Below are 14,110 nucleotides of genomic sequence, written 5' to 3' on the forward strand. Positions count from 1 at the left end.
GACGCCCGGTCGGGCGCCGGGCGTCAGGATCCCTGTCTCAGCGCGGGCCCGCCACGGCGTCCGGTTCCAGGAACAGCTCGACGACCGGGACGGACACATCGGGCTTGCGGACCGGGATCTCCAGGGTGAGGCTCCCCGCCGGAATGCCCTTGGGGGCGACGTTGCCGTTGTCCCAGGCCGGGTCGACGATCGGCCGGCGGACCTCCGAGGCGTCGTTCAGCAGCTGGGCGTAGCGCACCTTGCCCGCCAGATCCGGCAGGTGGAGATGGCGGTAGGGCCAGTCGAGGACATGGAGGTAGAGGCGGTCGCCGCGCTGGGTGTAGCGGCAGCCGGTGGGCGCGGTGTACGGGGAGGGGCCGGCGCCGTGGATGGACCGGGAGTGCAGCCGCATCCAGTCGCCGATGGCGCGCAGTGTTTCCAGGGCCCGCGGCTCGAGTTCGCCGCGCCCGTTCGGGCCGACGTTGAGCAGCAGGTTGCCGTCCTTGGAGACGGTGTCGACGAGCAGCCGGATCAGCTGGTCGGGGGACTTCCAGTTGAGGTTGTCCCGGTCGTAGCCCCAGCTGCCGTTGAGGGTCTGACAGGCCTCCCACACCACCGGCCGGCCGTCCTCGTCGGTCAGTGGCTCGCCGGGCTGGTGCTGCTCGGGCGTGGTGAAGTCGCCGGGCAGCTCCAGGCGGTTGTTGATGAGGATGTCCGGCTGGATCCGGCGGATCAGCGCCACCAGCTCCTCCGAGCGCCAGTCGGCCTTGCCCTTGCCGCCGGTGATCGGCTTGCCCTCGCGGATGCGGTTGGAGTACGAGAAGTCGAACCACAGCGTGTCCACGGGACCGTACCGGGTCAGCAGCTCCTCCACCTGCCCGTGCAGATAGCGGGCGTACGCGGCGATGTCGCGATCGCCCGGGTCCCCGCCGTCCGGTGCCCCCTCGTCCCACTGCGGATGGAGGCGGTCCAGCGGGAACTGGGGGTGGTGCCAGTCGAGCAGCGAGTGGTAGAAGCCCACCCCCAGCCCCCGCGCCCGGAACGCCTCGCAGAACGGCCCGACCAGGTCCTTGCCGTGCGGGGTGCCGGCCACGGTGTAGTCGGTGAGCGCCGAGTCCCACAGGCAGAAGCCGTCGTGGTGCTTGGTGGTGAGCACCGTGTAGCGCATTCCGGCGTGGTGCGCGGCATCCGCCCAGGCACCGGGGTCGTACAGATCCGGATCGAAGCGGTCGTAGTACGCCTGATACTGCTCGTCCGTCAGTAGCTCACGCTGCTTGACCCACTCATGGCGGCCGGCCAGGGAGTAGATCCCCCAGTGCACGAAGAGCCCGAAGCGCTGCTCCCGGAACTCGGCGAGGCGTCGCTGGTGAGGTGTTGGGGCCTGGGCGGGCGTCGGTTCGGTCATCGTGGTCATCCCTTCACTGCTCCGGCGGCGATCCCCGACAGGAAGGTCCGCTGGAAGGCGAGATAGACGAACAGGCTGGGCAGCAGGGCGACGAGCGCCCCCGCGAGCAGCGCCCCGATTCCGACCTGCGGATTGGTGCGCATCAAGGAGAGTCCGACCGTGAGGGTGTAGTCGTCGGGGGAGCGGGCGACGATCAGTGGCAGCAGATACTGGTCCCAGATCATATTGAAGCCGAAGATCACGACCACGCCCAGAGCCGGTTTGCACAGCGGCAGGATGATCTGGCCGAAGATGCGCAGCTCTCCGGCGCCGTCCACGCGCGCGGCCTCCTCCAGCTCGGCCGGGATGTCCTTCATGAATTCACTGAGGACGAAGATGGAGAAGCCCCAGCCGCCCAGGGGCAGGATCATGCCGAGGAAGGTGCCGCGCAGATCGAGACCGAGGCCCGGCAGATCGCCGAGGACCAGCGAGAGCGGGATGGCGATGACTTCCTCGGGCAGCATCATCGTGGCGAGGATCAGCATCAGCACCACCGCCTGGCCGCGGAACCGCCTGCGGGCCAGGGCGTATGCGGCGAAGGTCGTGACCGAGACCTGGAGCAGCAGCGCGCCGCCGGTGATGACCAGCGAGTTGCGGAAGTACTTCCACAGGCCGAGGCCCGAGGCGATGTCGAAGTTGTCCAGCGTGGGCTGTCGCGGGTACAGCGACATCCGGGACCGGGATGTACTTGACCTTGATGCCGGTCTTCGCGGTGAAATCGGCGAAGATCTTCTTGTACAGCGCGGCGGAGGCCGGGGAGGAGCGGGTCCAGATCTCCAGTCGGCTTTCGGACGTGTCCGAGCCGGAACCGCAACCGCAACCGCAACCGGTGAGCGTGAGGCCGGCCACCGTCAGGGCGACAGCGAGACGGCGGGGCATGCGCATGGGGACTCCAATCACGTGCCGCAGGCCATTGCGCAAGATTTCGCAACTGCCGAGAATGGCCGTAACGTAAGAGAAACATCGGATGACGTCAAGGGCGTGCGCTTGAAGTCCTGATGTTGTCCGCGAGCGCCGGAAGCCAAGGGAGAAGGGTCGAATGGCAAGGCGGAGCACGCTGGCGGAGATCGCGGCGGAGGCCGGGGTCTCCATCCCCACGGTCTCCAAGGTTCTCCATGGAAGGTCGGATGTATCGGTGGAGACGCGGGGGAGGGTGCGCCGTCTGCTTCAGCAGCACGGATATCCGGAGCCGGGTCGAGCCGCCCAGAGCGGCGGGCAGGTCGAGTTCGTCATCAACGAACTCGACAACCCTTGGGCCACCGAGCTGATCCGCGGCGCGGAGGAGGCGCTGGAGAGCGAGCGGCTGGGCCTGGTCGTCGCCGCCGTCCACAAGAGCCGCGCCCTGGCGGACAGCTGGGCCGAGGCCGTCCAGGCCCGTGGTTCGCTCGGCGCGATCCTGGCCCTGTCCGAGCTGTCGCCCGCCCAGGAGGACGAACTGCGCGACAAGGGCATCCCCTTCGTGATCGTGCAGCCCGCCACCGACACCAGCCCCGCGTCCCCGTCCGTCGGCTCCACCAACTGGCCCGGCGCCTACGCCGCGACCCGCCATCTGACCGAGCTCGGCCACCGGCGGATCGCGGCCATCGCCGGACCGGCGGGCCGCCTCACCACCCGGACCCGGCTACACGGCTACCGCGCCGCGCTGGCGGACGCGGGGCTGCCCGAGGACCCGGAACTCATCCGGCACGGCACGTACGCCCGCGGCCCCGCGGTGACCGAGATGCACGCCCTGCTGGACCTGGAGGACCCGCCCACCGCGGTCTTCGCCGGCAACGACGTACAGGCCCTAGGGGTCTACCGGGCGCTGCGTGACCGGGGCCTTTCGGTGCCCGACGAGGTGAGCGTGGTCGGCTTCGACGATCTGCCCTTCACTCAGTGGATCACCCCGGAGCTCACCACGGTCCGCCAGCCGCTCGCCGAGATGGCGGCGCTGGCGGCCCGTATGGTGGTGCGGCTCGCGCGCGGTGAGCAGCCGGAGGTGGTCAACCTCGAGCTGCCCACCACCCTCGTCGTCCGGGAGAGCACCGGCCCGGGCCCGGCCGCGTGACCGGTTGGACTACTTGCGGTAGACGTGGATGTTCTTGATGTAGCTGTCGGAGCGCGCGGACATCCCGTCCCGGCCGTAGAGGCCGCACTTGAAGTAGTGCGTGCCCGGCCCGTGGTCCTTGGAGGTGACGCGGAACTCCCGGTTGACGAACACGCACACTGCGGGCGGTCGTGTCGTGGACGACGTTCAGCCGCAGGTACGTGTCATAGATCGGGGAGTGGATCTCCTGGTCGGCCTTGCCGTAGTTGTTCAGGGTCTTCATCTGTTGGGCGCTTCGCTTATGGATCCTTGTTGACGGTGGATAGCAAGGCTGGCGTGGGTATGTAGGTAATTTGGCGAACTGCCATGCGATTGTGTGGGGTTCGCGTTGGTTTTGGCTGTCCGGTGATGATGTGGTCGTAGGGTCTGTGGTCATGGAGCTTCTTCGGCTGGCGGTGGCCGCGCGCAGGGCGGGTGTGCACCCGGGGGCACTGCGGCTGAGGATCGGCGATCTGGCCTCCAGCACCGGCACCGGCAGCGGAGGTCCAGGGCGCTTCCCTGCCACCGAAGCCGAAGCCGAAGCCGAAGCCGAAGCCGTGTGGGCGGGAGAAGGCCGTGGCTAGGTTGATGGCGACGGCGACGTGTACGGCTTTCGGTGCGGTCCTGGAGGACGGCGGGCAGCGGGTCGGGCAGCGGGTGCTGTATGAACGGGTGGGTTTCCTTGGTGTTCTGTGCCGGGATCTGACGGCTGGGCTGGTCGCGGCCCGGTGGGATGAGACGTCGCTGGATGTGCTGGCTGCCGGGGTGGACCGGCGGGGCGAGGTGCTGCCGTCCAAGGGCTGGATGGCGCTGCGCCGCCTGGGCTGGAACACCCCCGACCCCGCCCCGGCCTCTGCCTTTGCCTCTGCCGCTTGTGGTGAGTGTGCCGGGGTGGGCGGGGGTGCGGAGGTGTATGTGTCGGATCGGGTGCGGCGGGCGGGTGAGGAGCAGGCGGCCCGTACGCTGCGGCTGGCCCTGCACCGCCGGGCCGTTGTGGGGGCGCTCCTGGCGACGTGGCCCGCTGATCCGTCCCGGCGCAGCGGGGTGGAGTGGGCGGCGTTGCGTGCGGTGTTGCCTGCTGGGGTGGGTGGGGCGGAGGTCCGGAACCGGACCCGGCAGATCCGTGAGTTCGCCCGGGCGCATGGGGGGCGGTTGCCGTCGGGGCTGTGTGAGCTGGAGGGGCCGCCGGCGGTGGCCTGTCAGGTGCTGCTGGCGGCGATGGACCGCCAGCAGACCACCCTGGAACGCCTGGACGCGGTCTGGGCCCGGCTGCGGGTCAAGCTCCCGCTGTGTGCCGCCCCCCGGTCCCGGCGGGACTGGGCCTGGCACGTCATCGACCTGCGCCTGCCCGCCACCGTCGAACCGGACGCGCTCCTGCACGCCCCGACCCTGCGCCCCACCCCCGGCGGCCGGGTCGCGGTCGACCTGCCCCACTCCCGCCCCCACCCCGCCACCCAGGCGAGCGGGCACACCGTCGGGGTCGGTTTCGACTGGGGTGTGAACACCCTGCTGACCGGAGCGGTGGGCCGCCTGACCGGCCAACGCGCCACGGCCCGGGTGGTCACCGACGGCCGTCCCCTGATCTTCGACGCCACCGCGATCAGCGCGAAACTGCACCGGCTGCGCGGCCACCGCGAACACCTGGCCGCCAAACGCGACCACTACCTCGCGCTCGCGGCCTCCCTCGGCGCCCCACACCGCACCTGGGGAGTCCTGCTGGACAAGGCGGCGGTGCTGGAGCGCGAGCATGCCCGGATCTGCGCCCGCATCCGCCACCTCAACCACGCACTCGCGTGGTCGGCCGCCCGCTGGGCCGTCAACCAGGCCCGCGCCTTGGGCGCGTCCGTGATCTACCTCGAAGACCTGACCACCCTCGAAGCCCGCGGCCGCAGACGGGGTAATGCCCGGCTGTCCGGGCAGGTGCGGGGCACCGTCACCGACGCGATACGACACCTGGCCATCAAGGCGGGCATCGCGGTGGTCACCGTCCCGGCCCGGGGCACCTCCGCCCTGTGCCCCCAATGCCTCGGGGCACTCGGCCACCATCCCGCCCCCGACCGGCTGGGCGAGCGCGGCTGGAGCTGGGCCCACTGCACCAGGTGCGGCCTGTCCCTGGACCGCGACCACACAGCCGCCCGCCGCATCGTCTCCCGCGGCCTCCTCGGCCAGACCCACACCACAACCGAGCGCGCCACCGGCACCCGCACCATCCGCACCACGATCGACGGCACCGTCACCGCCGTGCGCCGCCCGAAGAAGACCACCCGCCACCTGCGCCGCGCCCGCCGCACGACCACCCTCCCCACCCGGCCGCCCGGACCGAAGACCACCCCCGGCAAGACACGCCCTACACCGGCCCGCCCGTCCCCGGCCCGCCGGTCACAGACTTCCCGCCGTATGCCCGATGTGCGTACGGTCCCCGCCACCACCTCCACCGAGGCGGTCAAGCGTCCGGCGGGGCATGACGCCCAGACCCCCACCCTCTTCCCGGGGCGCGGGCCAGGTCATGGAGTACCCGCCCCACCCCGCCCGGAGCATCCTCCGGCCCGGCCAGGGCGGCTCTCCCGCGAAACCTGTCGACGGCACACCCACGCCGCCGAGCGGACCGGCTTCCACCACGCGCACGCCACCGAAGTCCACCCCCTCACCCCGAGGTTCGGACCCCACCGTGACGACGCACGACCACGCCGCGCCCGAAAAGCCTGAAACCCACAGGCACACACAGAGCTTCCGAGACGCTTTGCTGTGGATCGGCCGACCCCTCGCGACTGATGCGAGGTCAGAGATGGGATGTATTCCCGCCGCGCCCGGGCGGTCGTTCAGCCCGCCTCGGCCATGGCCTGCTCGCACAGGTCCGAGCAGGTGCGGCTGATCAGACGGGAGACATGCATCTGGGAGATGCCCAACTGCTCGGCGATGCGGCTTTGGGTCATATCGCAGAAGAAGCGCATGTAGAGGATCCGCCGCTCCCGCTCGGGGAGCCGGACCAGCCCCGGCCGCACGGCCTCCATGTCGACCACCCGGTCATAGGCGGGCTCCCCCTCGCCGAGGGTGTCCATCAGCGCGTAGCCGTCGTCGGAGCCGGACAGCGGGGCGTCCAGCGAGAGCGGGGTGAAGCTGTCCAGGGCCGCCAGGCCGGTGCGTACGTCCTCCTCGCAGAGGCCGGTGCGAGCGGCTATCTCCCCGACGTCGGGGGCGCGGTCGTCCAGGGAGTGGGACAGCTCGCGATGGGCGGCCCGCACCCGGTTGCGCAACTCCTGGACCCTGCGGGGGACATGCAGCCCCCAGAGGTGGTCGCGGAAGTGGCGCTTGATCTCGCCGACGACGGTGGGCACCGCGAAGCTCTCGAAGGCGAAGCCGCGCCCCGGATCGTAGCGGTTGACGGCCTTCACCAGGCCCAGGGCGGCGACCTGCCGCAGATCCTCCAGCGCCTCGCCGCGGTTGCGGTACTGCCCGGCCAGCCGCTCGGCCATCGGCATCCAGGCCTCCACCACCCGCTGTCGCAGGGCCTCCTTCTCCGGCCCGTCGGGGAGTTCGGCGATCCTCTCGAACTCGGCAGAGGTGTCGGGGGCGTCGTCGTGCGGGTGGGCCATCGGGCGGGCCTTGGGCTGCACTGCGGTCGTCATGAGACACACCTCCTGCGGATCGGCTGACGCTTTGCGGGACCGTGGACGCTGCGCCGCAGGAGGAGTCCGGAACCGAACCGGGGCCGCACCCCGAGCAGACAGACTGCTCCCGCGGGGCGTGCCTCCGGTCCGAAGCACGAGTATCCGCCTGCCCGGGGTGCCGGGCGGTAAACCGTCTCCGGGCGGCTCGTCCGGCCCTCCCGGAAGAGCGGCGACTACCGTATGCAGCTGATGCCGGGCACCTTCGACACCTACGACGAGGAGACCGACGAGCGCATGATGCGGCCTTCCACACGCGCATGGCCACACGCCTTCGCCCGGCCGGACGCCGGGGCGGGCGGCAGCGAGCCGGTGTTCCTCGGTGTCGACATCGGCACCGGATCCTCCAAGGGGGTGGCGGTCCGCCCCGACGGCCGGGTGCTCGCCCGTGCCACGCGCCCGCACCGCACCGCCACCCCCCGCCCCGGCTGGTTCGAACACGACGCCGAGACCGTGTGGTGGGCCGACTTCACCGGCATCGTCCGGGAACTCCTCGGCGCCGACGGCGTGGACCCGCGGGCGGTTGCCGCGGTCGGCGTCTCCGGGATCGGCCCGTGTCTGCTGCCCGCCGACGCGGCCGGCCGCCCGCTGCGCCCCGCGATCCTGTACGGGATCGACACCCGCGCCACCACCGAGATCGCGGAGCTGACCGCCGAACTCTGCGCGGAGGAGATCCTGGCGCGCGGCGGCTCCCCGCTCACCAGCCAGGCGGTCGGCCCGAAGCTTCGCTGGCTCGCCCGCCATGAACCGGACGTATGGCGGGCGACCCGCCGGTTCTTCATGGCCTCCAGCCTGCTGGTGCACCGGCTTACGGGGGAGTATGTGCTGGACCACCACTCGGCCAGCCAGTGCGATCCGCTCTATGACCTCGACGCCCGGCGCTGGAGCGACACCTGGGCCCAGCGAGTCGCCCCCGGCCTCGAACTCCCGGCCCTGGCCTGGCCCGGCGAGGTGGTGGGCACCGTGCACACGGCCGCCGCGGCAGCCACCGGGCTGCCCGAGGGAGTGCCGGTCACCGCGGGCACCATCGACGCCTGGGCGGAGGCCGCGAGCGTGGACGCGCTGGCCCCCGGCGACACCATGGTGATGTACGGCTCGACCATGTTCCTCACCGTCATGGGCGATCGGCCGATGCGCCACCCCGCGCTGTGGGGCACCACCGGAGTGCACCCGGGCAGCTACTGCCTCGCGGCGGGCATGGCCACCTCCGGCAGCCTCACCGACTGGCTGCGCGAGCTCACCGGCTCGGACTTCGCCACGCTGCTGGCCGAGGCCGAGCGGGTGCCGCCCGGCGCGCGGGGCCTGCTGATGCTGCCGTACTTCGCCGGGGAGCGCACCCCGCTGTTCGACCCCCGGGCGCGCGGCACGGTCATCGGTCTGACGCTGGGCCACGGGCGCGCGGAGCTGTACCGGGCGGCGCTCGAAGCCACCGCCTTCGGAGTGCGCCACAACATCGAGGCGTTCGCCGACGCCGGGGCCCGCATCGACCGCCTGGTCGCGGTGGGCGGCGGCGCCCGCAGTCTGTGGACGGCCATCGTCTCCGCCGCCATCGCCCTGCCGCAGGAGATCCCCGCCGAGACCGTCGGCGCCTCCCTCGGCGACGCGGCTCTCGCGGCCCGGGCCCTCGGCGCCGACACCGACGGCTGGAACCCGATCATCGCGACCGTCGAACCGGACGAGGCCTGGCGCGCGGTCTACGACGGCCGGTACCCCCTGTACCGGGAGCTCTACGACGCGACCCGCCGCATCAGCCACGCCCTGGCCGGTGAGGTGACGGTCGGGTGAACCGCGGGAGGTGGTGGCCTTCCGCGGCCGGCTCCGCGTATCTCAGCCCTCCGCCTGGGCCTTGCCGTCGCCCAGGGCGGAGCGCAGCCGGTCGCGGGCGCCGATCAGATGCGAGCGCAGGGTGGTGAGGGCCAGCTCGCGGTCGCCCCGGCGGGCGGCGTCCAGCAGCGTGGCGTGGTTCTCGGCGGGGGAGTGCAGATCGACGTCCTGGGCGTTGGTGATGTCGAGGACGACCGCGAACGTGGGCCGGTACTGCTCCCACACCGCGATCAGCCGCCGGTGCCCGGACAACTCGTAGAACCGCGAGTGGAACTCCAGGTCCGCCTCGGCGAACAGCCGGGGGTCGGACCGGTCGGCGGCCTGCCGCATGCGCTCCACACAGGCCTGGGAGCGGGCCCAGTCGGCGTCCCGCGCCTTGTCCATGGCCAGGGTCAGGGCCAGGCTCTCCAGGGAATCGCGCAGGGTGTAGAGCTCCTCGACGTCCTCGGCGCCCAGGCCGGTGACATACACCCCGCGCCGCTGGGAGGCGACCAGACCTTCCGCCTCGAGCCGGCGCAGCGCGTCCCGCACCGGGCCGCGGCTGACGTCGAAGCGCTCGGCGAGCTGGCCCTCGACCAGGTGGGTACCGGGCCGCAGCCGGCCGCTGATGACCTGGACCCGCAGCTCGTGGGCGACGCGCTCGCCCAGAGAGTCCTCCCGCTTGATCGCAAGGTTGTCCACCTCGGGCACCTCTCGCTCGCTCCCAGCCTGTCCGGTCAACGGTTGACGGACGATCATTATCGCGGACCGGTGGCCGCGCCCTCGCCACGGGCGCCGGAAGGGGGAACACGCGACCCTGGAGAGAGACCCGGGAGCCATGAGAGGGCGCAAGGGCCATGAGAGGGCCGGGGCCATTCAGAGGGCAGGCGCGGCGGAAAGGCAGGGCACGCCATGGAACCCGTGGAGGCGCTGGACCGGATCGCGTTCCTCCTGGAGCGCGCCCAGGCCCCGACGTACCGCGTGCGCGCCTTCCGCACGGCCGCCGAGGTGCTGTCCCGGCTGCCCGCCGAGGAGGTGGCGCGGCGGGCGGCCACGGGCACGCTCCAGTCGCTGAAGGGGCTCGGCCCCACGACCTCCCAGGTGGTCCGGGAGGCACTGGCCGGAACGGCTCCCGGCTATCTGACGAAGCTGGAGGAGGAGTACCGGGGCGGAGGGCCGGCCGGGGCCGCCCGCCCGGACGAGCGGCCCGGAGCCGCGCTGCGCGCCGCCCTGCGCGGTGACTGCCATCTGCATTCGGACTGGTCGGACGGGGGCTCGCCGATCGAGCTGATGGCCCGCACCGCGGCCCGCCTCGGCCACGACTGGGCCGCGCTCACGGACCACTCGCCCCGGCTGACCGTGGCCCGCGGACTGTCCGCGGACCGGCTGCGCGAACAGCTGGAGGTGATCGCGGAGCTGAACGGGCGGATCGCGCCGTTCCGGCTGCTCACCGGCATCGAGGTCGACATCCACCTCGACGGCTCCCTGGACCAGGAGCCGGAGCTGCTCGACCGGCTGGACGTGGTGGTGGCCTCGGTCCACTCCAAGCTGCGCATGGACCCCCGCCCCATGACCCGCCGGATGGTCGCGGCGGTCAGCAACCCGCTGGTCGACGTGTTGGGGCACTGCACCGGGCGGCTGCTCGGCGAGCGCCGCCCGGAGTCGCGGTTCGACGCCGACGAGGTGTTCGGCGCCTGCGCCGCCGCGGGCACCGCCGTGGAGATCAACTGCCGCCCGGAGCGTCTTGACCCGCCGCGCCGGCTGCTGCGCCAGGCCGTCCGGGCGGGCGTCTTCTTCTCGATCGACACCGACGCGCACGCCCCGGGCCAGCTCGACTGGCAGATCAGCGGATGCGCCCGGGCGGAGGAGTGCGGCGTCCCCCAGGAGCGGGTCGTCAACACCTGGACGGCCCGCCAGCTGCTGACCTGGACCCGTACCCGCCGGGCTCCCCGCCGCTGAAGCGGGTCGCCCCTACCCCTTCACCGCGCCCGAGGTCAGCCCCTGGACGATATGGCGGCTGGCGAAGGCGAACAGCACCATGGTCGGCACGATGGTGAGCACGGCCGCCGCGGACATCGAACCCCAGTCGATGTTGAAGCTGGAGATGAAGCCGTTCAGCGCCGTGGGGATGGTCTTGTTCGCGTCGCTGTTCATGAGGGTGACCGACAGGAAGAGCTCGTTCCAGCAGTTCACGAAGTTGAAGATGAACGCGGCCACGATGCCCGGCTTCATCACCGGCAGCAGCACCCGGAAGAGCGCCCCGAAGCGCGAACATCCGTCGATCATGGCCGCTTCCTCCAGCGCGTCCGGGATGTTCTCGAAGAACCCGCGGAGCATCACGGTGCTGAACGGGATGCACACCGCGATATACACGAGGATGAGCCCGAGCCGGTTGTCGACCAGTTTCAGCTGGGTCATCATCATGTACAGCGGCCCGAGCGCGATAAAGGACGGAATCATCTGAGTGACCAGGGCGGCCATCAGCAGCGCCGTCTTGCTCCGGAATTCGAACCTGGCCAGCACGTAGGCCGAGAGCACGGAAATCGCCGTCGCCACCGTGCCCGCGACCGTCGCGACGAGCAGGCTGTTGGTGAGGTAGTCACCGAACTGGGCTTTGCTGAACAGCCCGCTGTAGTTCTCGAGGGAGAATTCCTTGGGCCAGTAGGCGAGCGGGAAGGTGAAGATGTCGCCGGGGGCCTTGAGCGAGGTGATGGTGATCCAGTACAGCGGGAAGACCGTGATGACCAGCCAGACCGTCAGAAAGGCGATCCGGGTCACGCGTCCCGCGACGGACTCCTTGCGTATCAAGACCTCGCTCCCTTCTTCTCGCGGGTGGCCATGAGGTAGAAGACGGAGAACACCAGGAGCAGCGCGACGACGATCAGACCGAGCGCCGAAGCCTTTCCGTAGTCCCCCTGCTGGGTGATTGAGATCATCCAGGTGGTCACGATGTGGGTCTCGTTGGACGGTCCGCCGCCGGTCATCCCGAAGATGATGTCCGGGGAGTTGAAGATCCAGATGATCCGGAGCAGCACGGTCAGTGCCAGCGTGGCGCGAATGTACGGGATCGTGATCTGGAACAGCGTACGGACCTTGCCCGCGCCGTCGAGTTCGGCGGCCTCGTACAGCTCGTCGGGGATCGACTGCAGGGCCGCCAGGATCATGATGGCGAAGAAGGTGACGCCGTACCAGACATTGGCGATGATGATGGAGGCCATCGCCGTCTTCGGCTCCGCCAGCCAGGGGATCGGCTCGTCGATCAGCCCGACCTTCGACAGCAGATCGTTGACGACGCCGAATTCGCTGTTGAACATCCAGCGGAACAGAATGCCGATGAGAAATCCGGAAATGGCCCAGGGGAAGAAGATCAACGCCTGGTAGAGCCCCCGGAAGCGGAAGCGACGACGCAGCCACAGGGCGATCGCGAAGCCGATCACCAGCTGGGGGACGATCGAGGCGACCACCCAGATCAGGGTGTTGTCGAGCACGGTGTAGAACACCGGGTCGTCGAAGATCGTCCGGAAGTTCTTGAGCCCCACCCATGAGATGTCGGTGAGGTCATTGAGGTTCCAGTTGCGGAACGCCATCTGACTGCCCGAGACCATCGGGTAGTAGATGAAGACCGCGACGAACAGGACGGCCGGAGCCATGAACCCGGCGATGCCCAGGCTCCGGCGGACGCTGAACACCGGTTTGCGCGAGCGCGGAGCCGCCGTCTTGGCGGGCCCGGGCCGGGCGCCCCGCTGCTTGGTGGGGCGCCCCGCCTGCTGGGAAGTGGACAGGCTCACGTCTGGCTCTTCCACTTCTTCGTCCAGTACGCGTCCCAGCTGGCCAGCAGCTGCTCGGGCGTCATCTTGCCCAGCAGCACCTTCTGCACCTCGGCGTCGGACTTCTGGACCCACTCGGTCCACCAGGAGGAGTTACGCGGCTGGACGACGGTGAGGTATTTGTCCGGATTCTCGGTCATCGTCACATAGCTCGCCCAGGGCCCGGTCTTGTAGAACGCGTTCTCGCCCGCGCCCTTGAGGATGGGCACCAGGCTGTTTTCCTTGGTGAAGGTGGTCGAGGCGTCGCCCTGCGAGAGGAACTTGACCAGCTTCACCGCCTCCGCCTTGTGCTTGCTGCTGGCGGCTATGCCCCAGCCGGCGGTCGCCACCGGCTGGACCGCCTTGCCGCTGGGACCGGCCAGCAGGGGAGCCGTGGTCCACTGGCTCTCCTTGATCGACTTCGACTGGCGGACCGTGGCGATGACCTCGGGGTCCTGCAGCAGGAAGGCCGTGGAGCCGTTGGAGAAACCTTCCACCATCTCCGGGTAGCCCCAGGCGACGGATGACGGCGGCGACGCCTTCTTGAACAGCTTGAAGTACGTGTTCAGGGCGTCGAGCGCCTCGGGCGCGGAGAAGATCGTCTTGCCGTTGGTGAGCTTGAAGCCGTTCTCGCGGTCGATCTTGTCCGCGACGTAGGCCTCGATGACGGCCACCACGTTGCTGTTGCCGTTGGCCCCGCCCCGGAACGCATAGCCGTACTGGCGCTTGGAGGGGTTCTGGATCGCGCCCGCCTGGTTCAGCAGCTCGTCCCAGCTGGCCGGGGGCTTCTTGAAGCCCGCCTCCTTGACCAGGTCGGAGCGGTAGAACAGGCTCAACCCGTAGAAGCCGTAGGGGATGTAGTACGTCCGGCCCTTGGCGTCCTTGGAGTACTTGGCGGCGTTGTCGGTGAGGTCCTTCCAGCCGCTCCAGCCCTTCAGATCCTTGCTCATGTCGTAGAGCCAGCCGTTGGTCGCCCACGGCCCGGCGGTGTTGTCCGGCACCTCGAGCGCGTCGATGCCCGTGCCGGACTGCAGCATCTGCTGGACCTTCTGGGTGGCCTGGCTGGTCGGCGGCGAGATGAGATCGACCTTGATCTTCGGATTCTTCTTCTCGAAGTCCGCGATGAGCTTCTTCAGGACCGCGGTGCGGCTGGGGTTGGTCAGGTTCTCCACCATCTTGAGGTGGACGGAACCGTCGCTCACCCCGGCGGTACAGCCCGTCATGGCCGTCATGACCGTGGTGGCGGCCAAGCCGAGGGCGATGACTGCCTTCCTTCTTCTCATCCCTGTCCTCATTCCGTGGGAGTTCCGTGGGGTTCTGCGGGAGTTCCGTGGGTGTCGATGTGCGC

The 14,110-nt window shown here is 70.1% G+C and carries 13 protein-coding genes; 5 read left to right on the top strand and 8 right to left on the bottom strand.

Annotated elements, in window-relative coordinates:
* Window positions 1-37 precede the first annotated feature (37 nt).
* Window positions 38-1,384: an alpha-L-fucosidase gene (locus ACWY4P_RS50390; protein ID WP_456207518.1), complete on the bottom strand. Its 1,347-nt coding sequence runs from the start codon at window positions 1,382-1,384 to the stop codon at window positions 38-40.
* 5 nt (window positions 1,385-1,389) lie between these two features.
* Window positions 1,390-2,094 carry a carbohydrate ABC transporter permease gene (locus tag ACWY4P_RS50395; protein WP_456207519.1) on the bottom strand — a complete coding sequence of 235 codons (705 nt, stop codon included), beginning with the start codon at window positions 2,092-2,094 and terminating at the stop codon, window positions 1,390-1,392.
* Between the two features lie 368 nt (window positions 2,095-2,462).
* Here ACWY4P_RS50395 and ACWY4P_RS50400 point away from each other — a divergent pair, with 368 nt between their 5' ends.
* The gene (locus tag ACWY4P_RS50400; protein WP_456207520.1) at window positions 2,463-3,470 is read left to right on the top strand and encodes a LacI family DNA-binding transcriptional regulator; all 1,008 of its coding nucleotides are present in this window, start codon (window positions 2,463-2,465) and stop codon (window positions 3,468-3,470) included.
* 9 nt (window positions 3,471-3,479) lie between these two features.
* Here the strand turns inward: ACWY4P_RS50400 and ACWY4P_RS50405 are convergent, their stop codons facing one another.
* Window positions 3,480-3,623 (bottom strand): hypothetical protein, encoded by a 144-nt coding sequence (locus ACWY4P_RS50405; protein ID WP_456207521.1) that lies wholly within the window; start codon window positions 3,621-3,623, stop codon window positions 3,480-3,482.
* 260 nt (window positions 3,624-3,883) lie between these two features.
* Here ACWY4P_RS50405 and ACWY4P_RS50410 point away from each other — a divergent pair, with 260 nt between their 5' ends.
* Both ACWY4P_RS50410 and ACWY4P_RS50415 read left to right on the top strand, forming a co-directional pair.
* Window positions 3,884-4,072 carry a hypothetical protein gene (locus tag ACWY4P_RS50410; RefSeq protein WP_456207522.1) on the top strand — a complete coding sequence of 63 codons (189 nt, stop codon included), beginning with the start codon at window positions 3,884-3,886 and terminating at the stop codon, window positions 4,070-4,072.
* Window positions 4,065-6,194 carry a zinc ribbon domain-containing protein gene (locus ACWY4P_RS50415; protein WP_456207523.1) on the top strand — a complete coding sequence of 710 codons (2,130 nt, stop codon included), beginning with the start codon at window positions 4,065-4,067 and terminating at the stop codon, window positions 6,192-6,194. Before ACWY4P_RS50410 ends, ACWY4P_RS50415 begins: the two co-directional genes overlap by 8 nt.
* 113 nt (window positions 6,195-6,307) lie before the next feature.
* Here ACWY4P_RS50415 and ACWY4P_RS50420 read toward each other — a convergent pair whose 3' ends face one another.
* Window positions 6,308-7,114, bottom strand: coding sequence for a SigB/SigF/SigG family RNA polymerase sigma factor (locus tag ACWY4P_RS50420; protein WP_456207524.1), 807 nt, complete (start codon window positions 7,112-7,114; stop codon window positions 6,308-6,310).
* 222 nt (window positions 7,115-7,336) lie between these two features.
* Here ACWY4P_RS50420 and ACWY4P_RS50425 point away from each other — a divergent pair, with 222 nt between their 5' ends.
* The gene (locus tag ACWY4P_RS50425) at window positions 7,337-8,938 is read left to right on the top strand and encodes an FGGY family carbohydrate kinase (RefSeq protein WP_456207525.1); all 1,602 of its coding nucleotides are present in this window, start codon (window positions 7,337-7,339) and stop codon (window positions 8,936-8,938) included.
* 42 nt (window positions 8,939-8,980) lie between these two features.
* Here the strand turns inward: ACWY4P_RS50425 and ACWY4P_RS50430 are convergent, their stop codons facing one another.
* Entirely contained in the window at window positions 8,981-9,658 is a 678-nt protein-coding gene (locus ACWY4P_RS50430) for a GntR family transcriptional regulator (RefSeq protein ID WP_456207526.1), read from the bottom strand.
* Between the two features lie 210 nt (window positions 9,659-9,868).
* Here ACWY4P_RS50430 and ACWY4P_RS50435 point away from each other — a divergent pair, with 210 nt between their 5' ends.
* Complete coding sequence (locus ACWY4P_RS50435; RefSeq protein WP_456207527.1) at window positions 9,869-10,915, top strand: PHP domain-containing protein; 1,047 nt, start codon at window positions 9,869-9,871, stop codon at window positions 10,913-10,915.
* A gap of 12 nt (window positions 10,916-10,927) precedes the next feature.
* Here the strand turns inward: ACWY4P_RS50435 and ACWY4P_RS50440 are convergent, their stop codons facing one another.
* From ACWY4P_RS50440 to ACWY4P_RS50450, 3 genes are read right to left on the bottom strand one after another with little or no spacing between them, the layout of a single operon-like run.
* Window positions 10,928-11,764: a carbohydrate ABC transporter permease gene (locus ACWY4P_RS50440; RefSeq protein ID WP_456207528.1), complete on the bottom strand. Its 837-nt coding sequence runs from the start codon at window positions 11,762-11,764 to the stop codon at window positions 10,928-10,930.
* Entirely contained in the window at window positions 11,761-12,744 is a 984-nt protein-coding gene (locus ACWY4P_RS50445) for a carbohydrate ABC transporter permease (protein ID WP_456207529.1), read from the bottom strand. The genes ACWY4P_RS50440 and ACWY4P_RS50445 overlap by 4 nt, the downstream gene beginning before the upstream one ends.
* The gene (locus tag ACWY4P_RS50450; protein WP_456207530.1) at window positions 12,741-14,045 is read right to left on the bottom strand and encodes an ABC transporter substrate-binding protein; all 1,305 of its coding nucleotides are present in this window, start codon (window positions 14,043-14,045) and stop codon (window positions 12,741-12,743) included. Before ACWY4P_RS50450 ends, ACWY4P_RS50445 begins: the two co-directional genes overlap by 4 nt.
* Window positions 14,046-14,110 lie beyond the last annotated feature (65 nt).

The sequence above is a fragment of the Streptomyces sp. LZ34 genome (assembly GCF_053890475.1).

Bases quoted from the DNA above. Each gene is read 5' to 3' on its own strand.
- ACWY4P_RS50390 (WP_456207518.1), bottom strand. From the start codon at position 1,384: ATGACCGAACCGACGCCCGCCCAGGCCCCAACACCTCACCAGCGACGC.
- ACWY4P_RS50395 (WP_456207519.1), bottom strand. From the start codon at position 2,094: ATGTCGCTGTACCCGCGACAGCCCACGCTGGACAACTTCGACATCGCC.
- ACWY4P_RS50400 (WP_456207520.1), top strand. From the start codon at position 2,463: ATGGCAAGGCGGAGCACGCTGGCGGAGATCGCGGCGGAGGCCGGGGTC.
- ACWY4P_RS50410 (WP_456207522.1), top strand. From the start codon at position 3,884: ATGGAGCTTCTTCGGCTGGCGGTGGCCGCGCGCAGGGCGGGTGTGCAC.
- ACWY4P_RS50420 (WP_456207524.1), bottom strand. From the start codon at position 7,114: ATGACGACCGCAGTGCAGCCCAAGGCCCGCCCGATGGCCCACCCGCAC.
- ACWY4P_RS50425 (WP_456207525.1), top strand. From the start codon at position 7,337: ATGCAGCTGATGCCGGGCACCTTCGACACCTACGACGAGGAGACCGAC.
- ACWY4P_RS50435 (WP_456207527.1), top strand. From the start codon at position 9,869: ATGGAACCCGTGGAGGCGCTGGACCGGATCGCGTTCCTCCTGGAGCGC.
- ACWY4P_RS50450 (WP_456207530.1), bottom strand. From the start codon at position 14,045: ATGAGAAGAAGGAAGGCAGTCATCGCCCTCGGCTTGGCCGCCACCACG.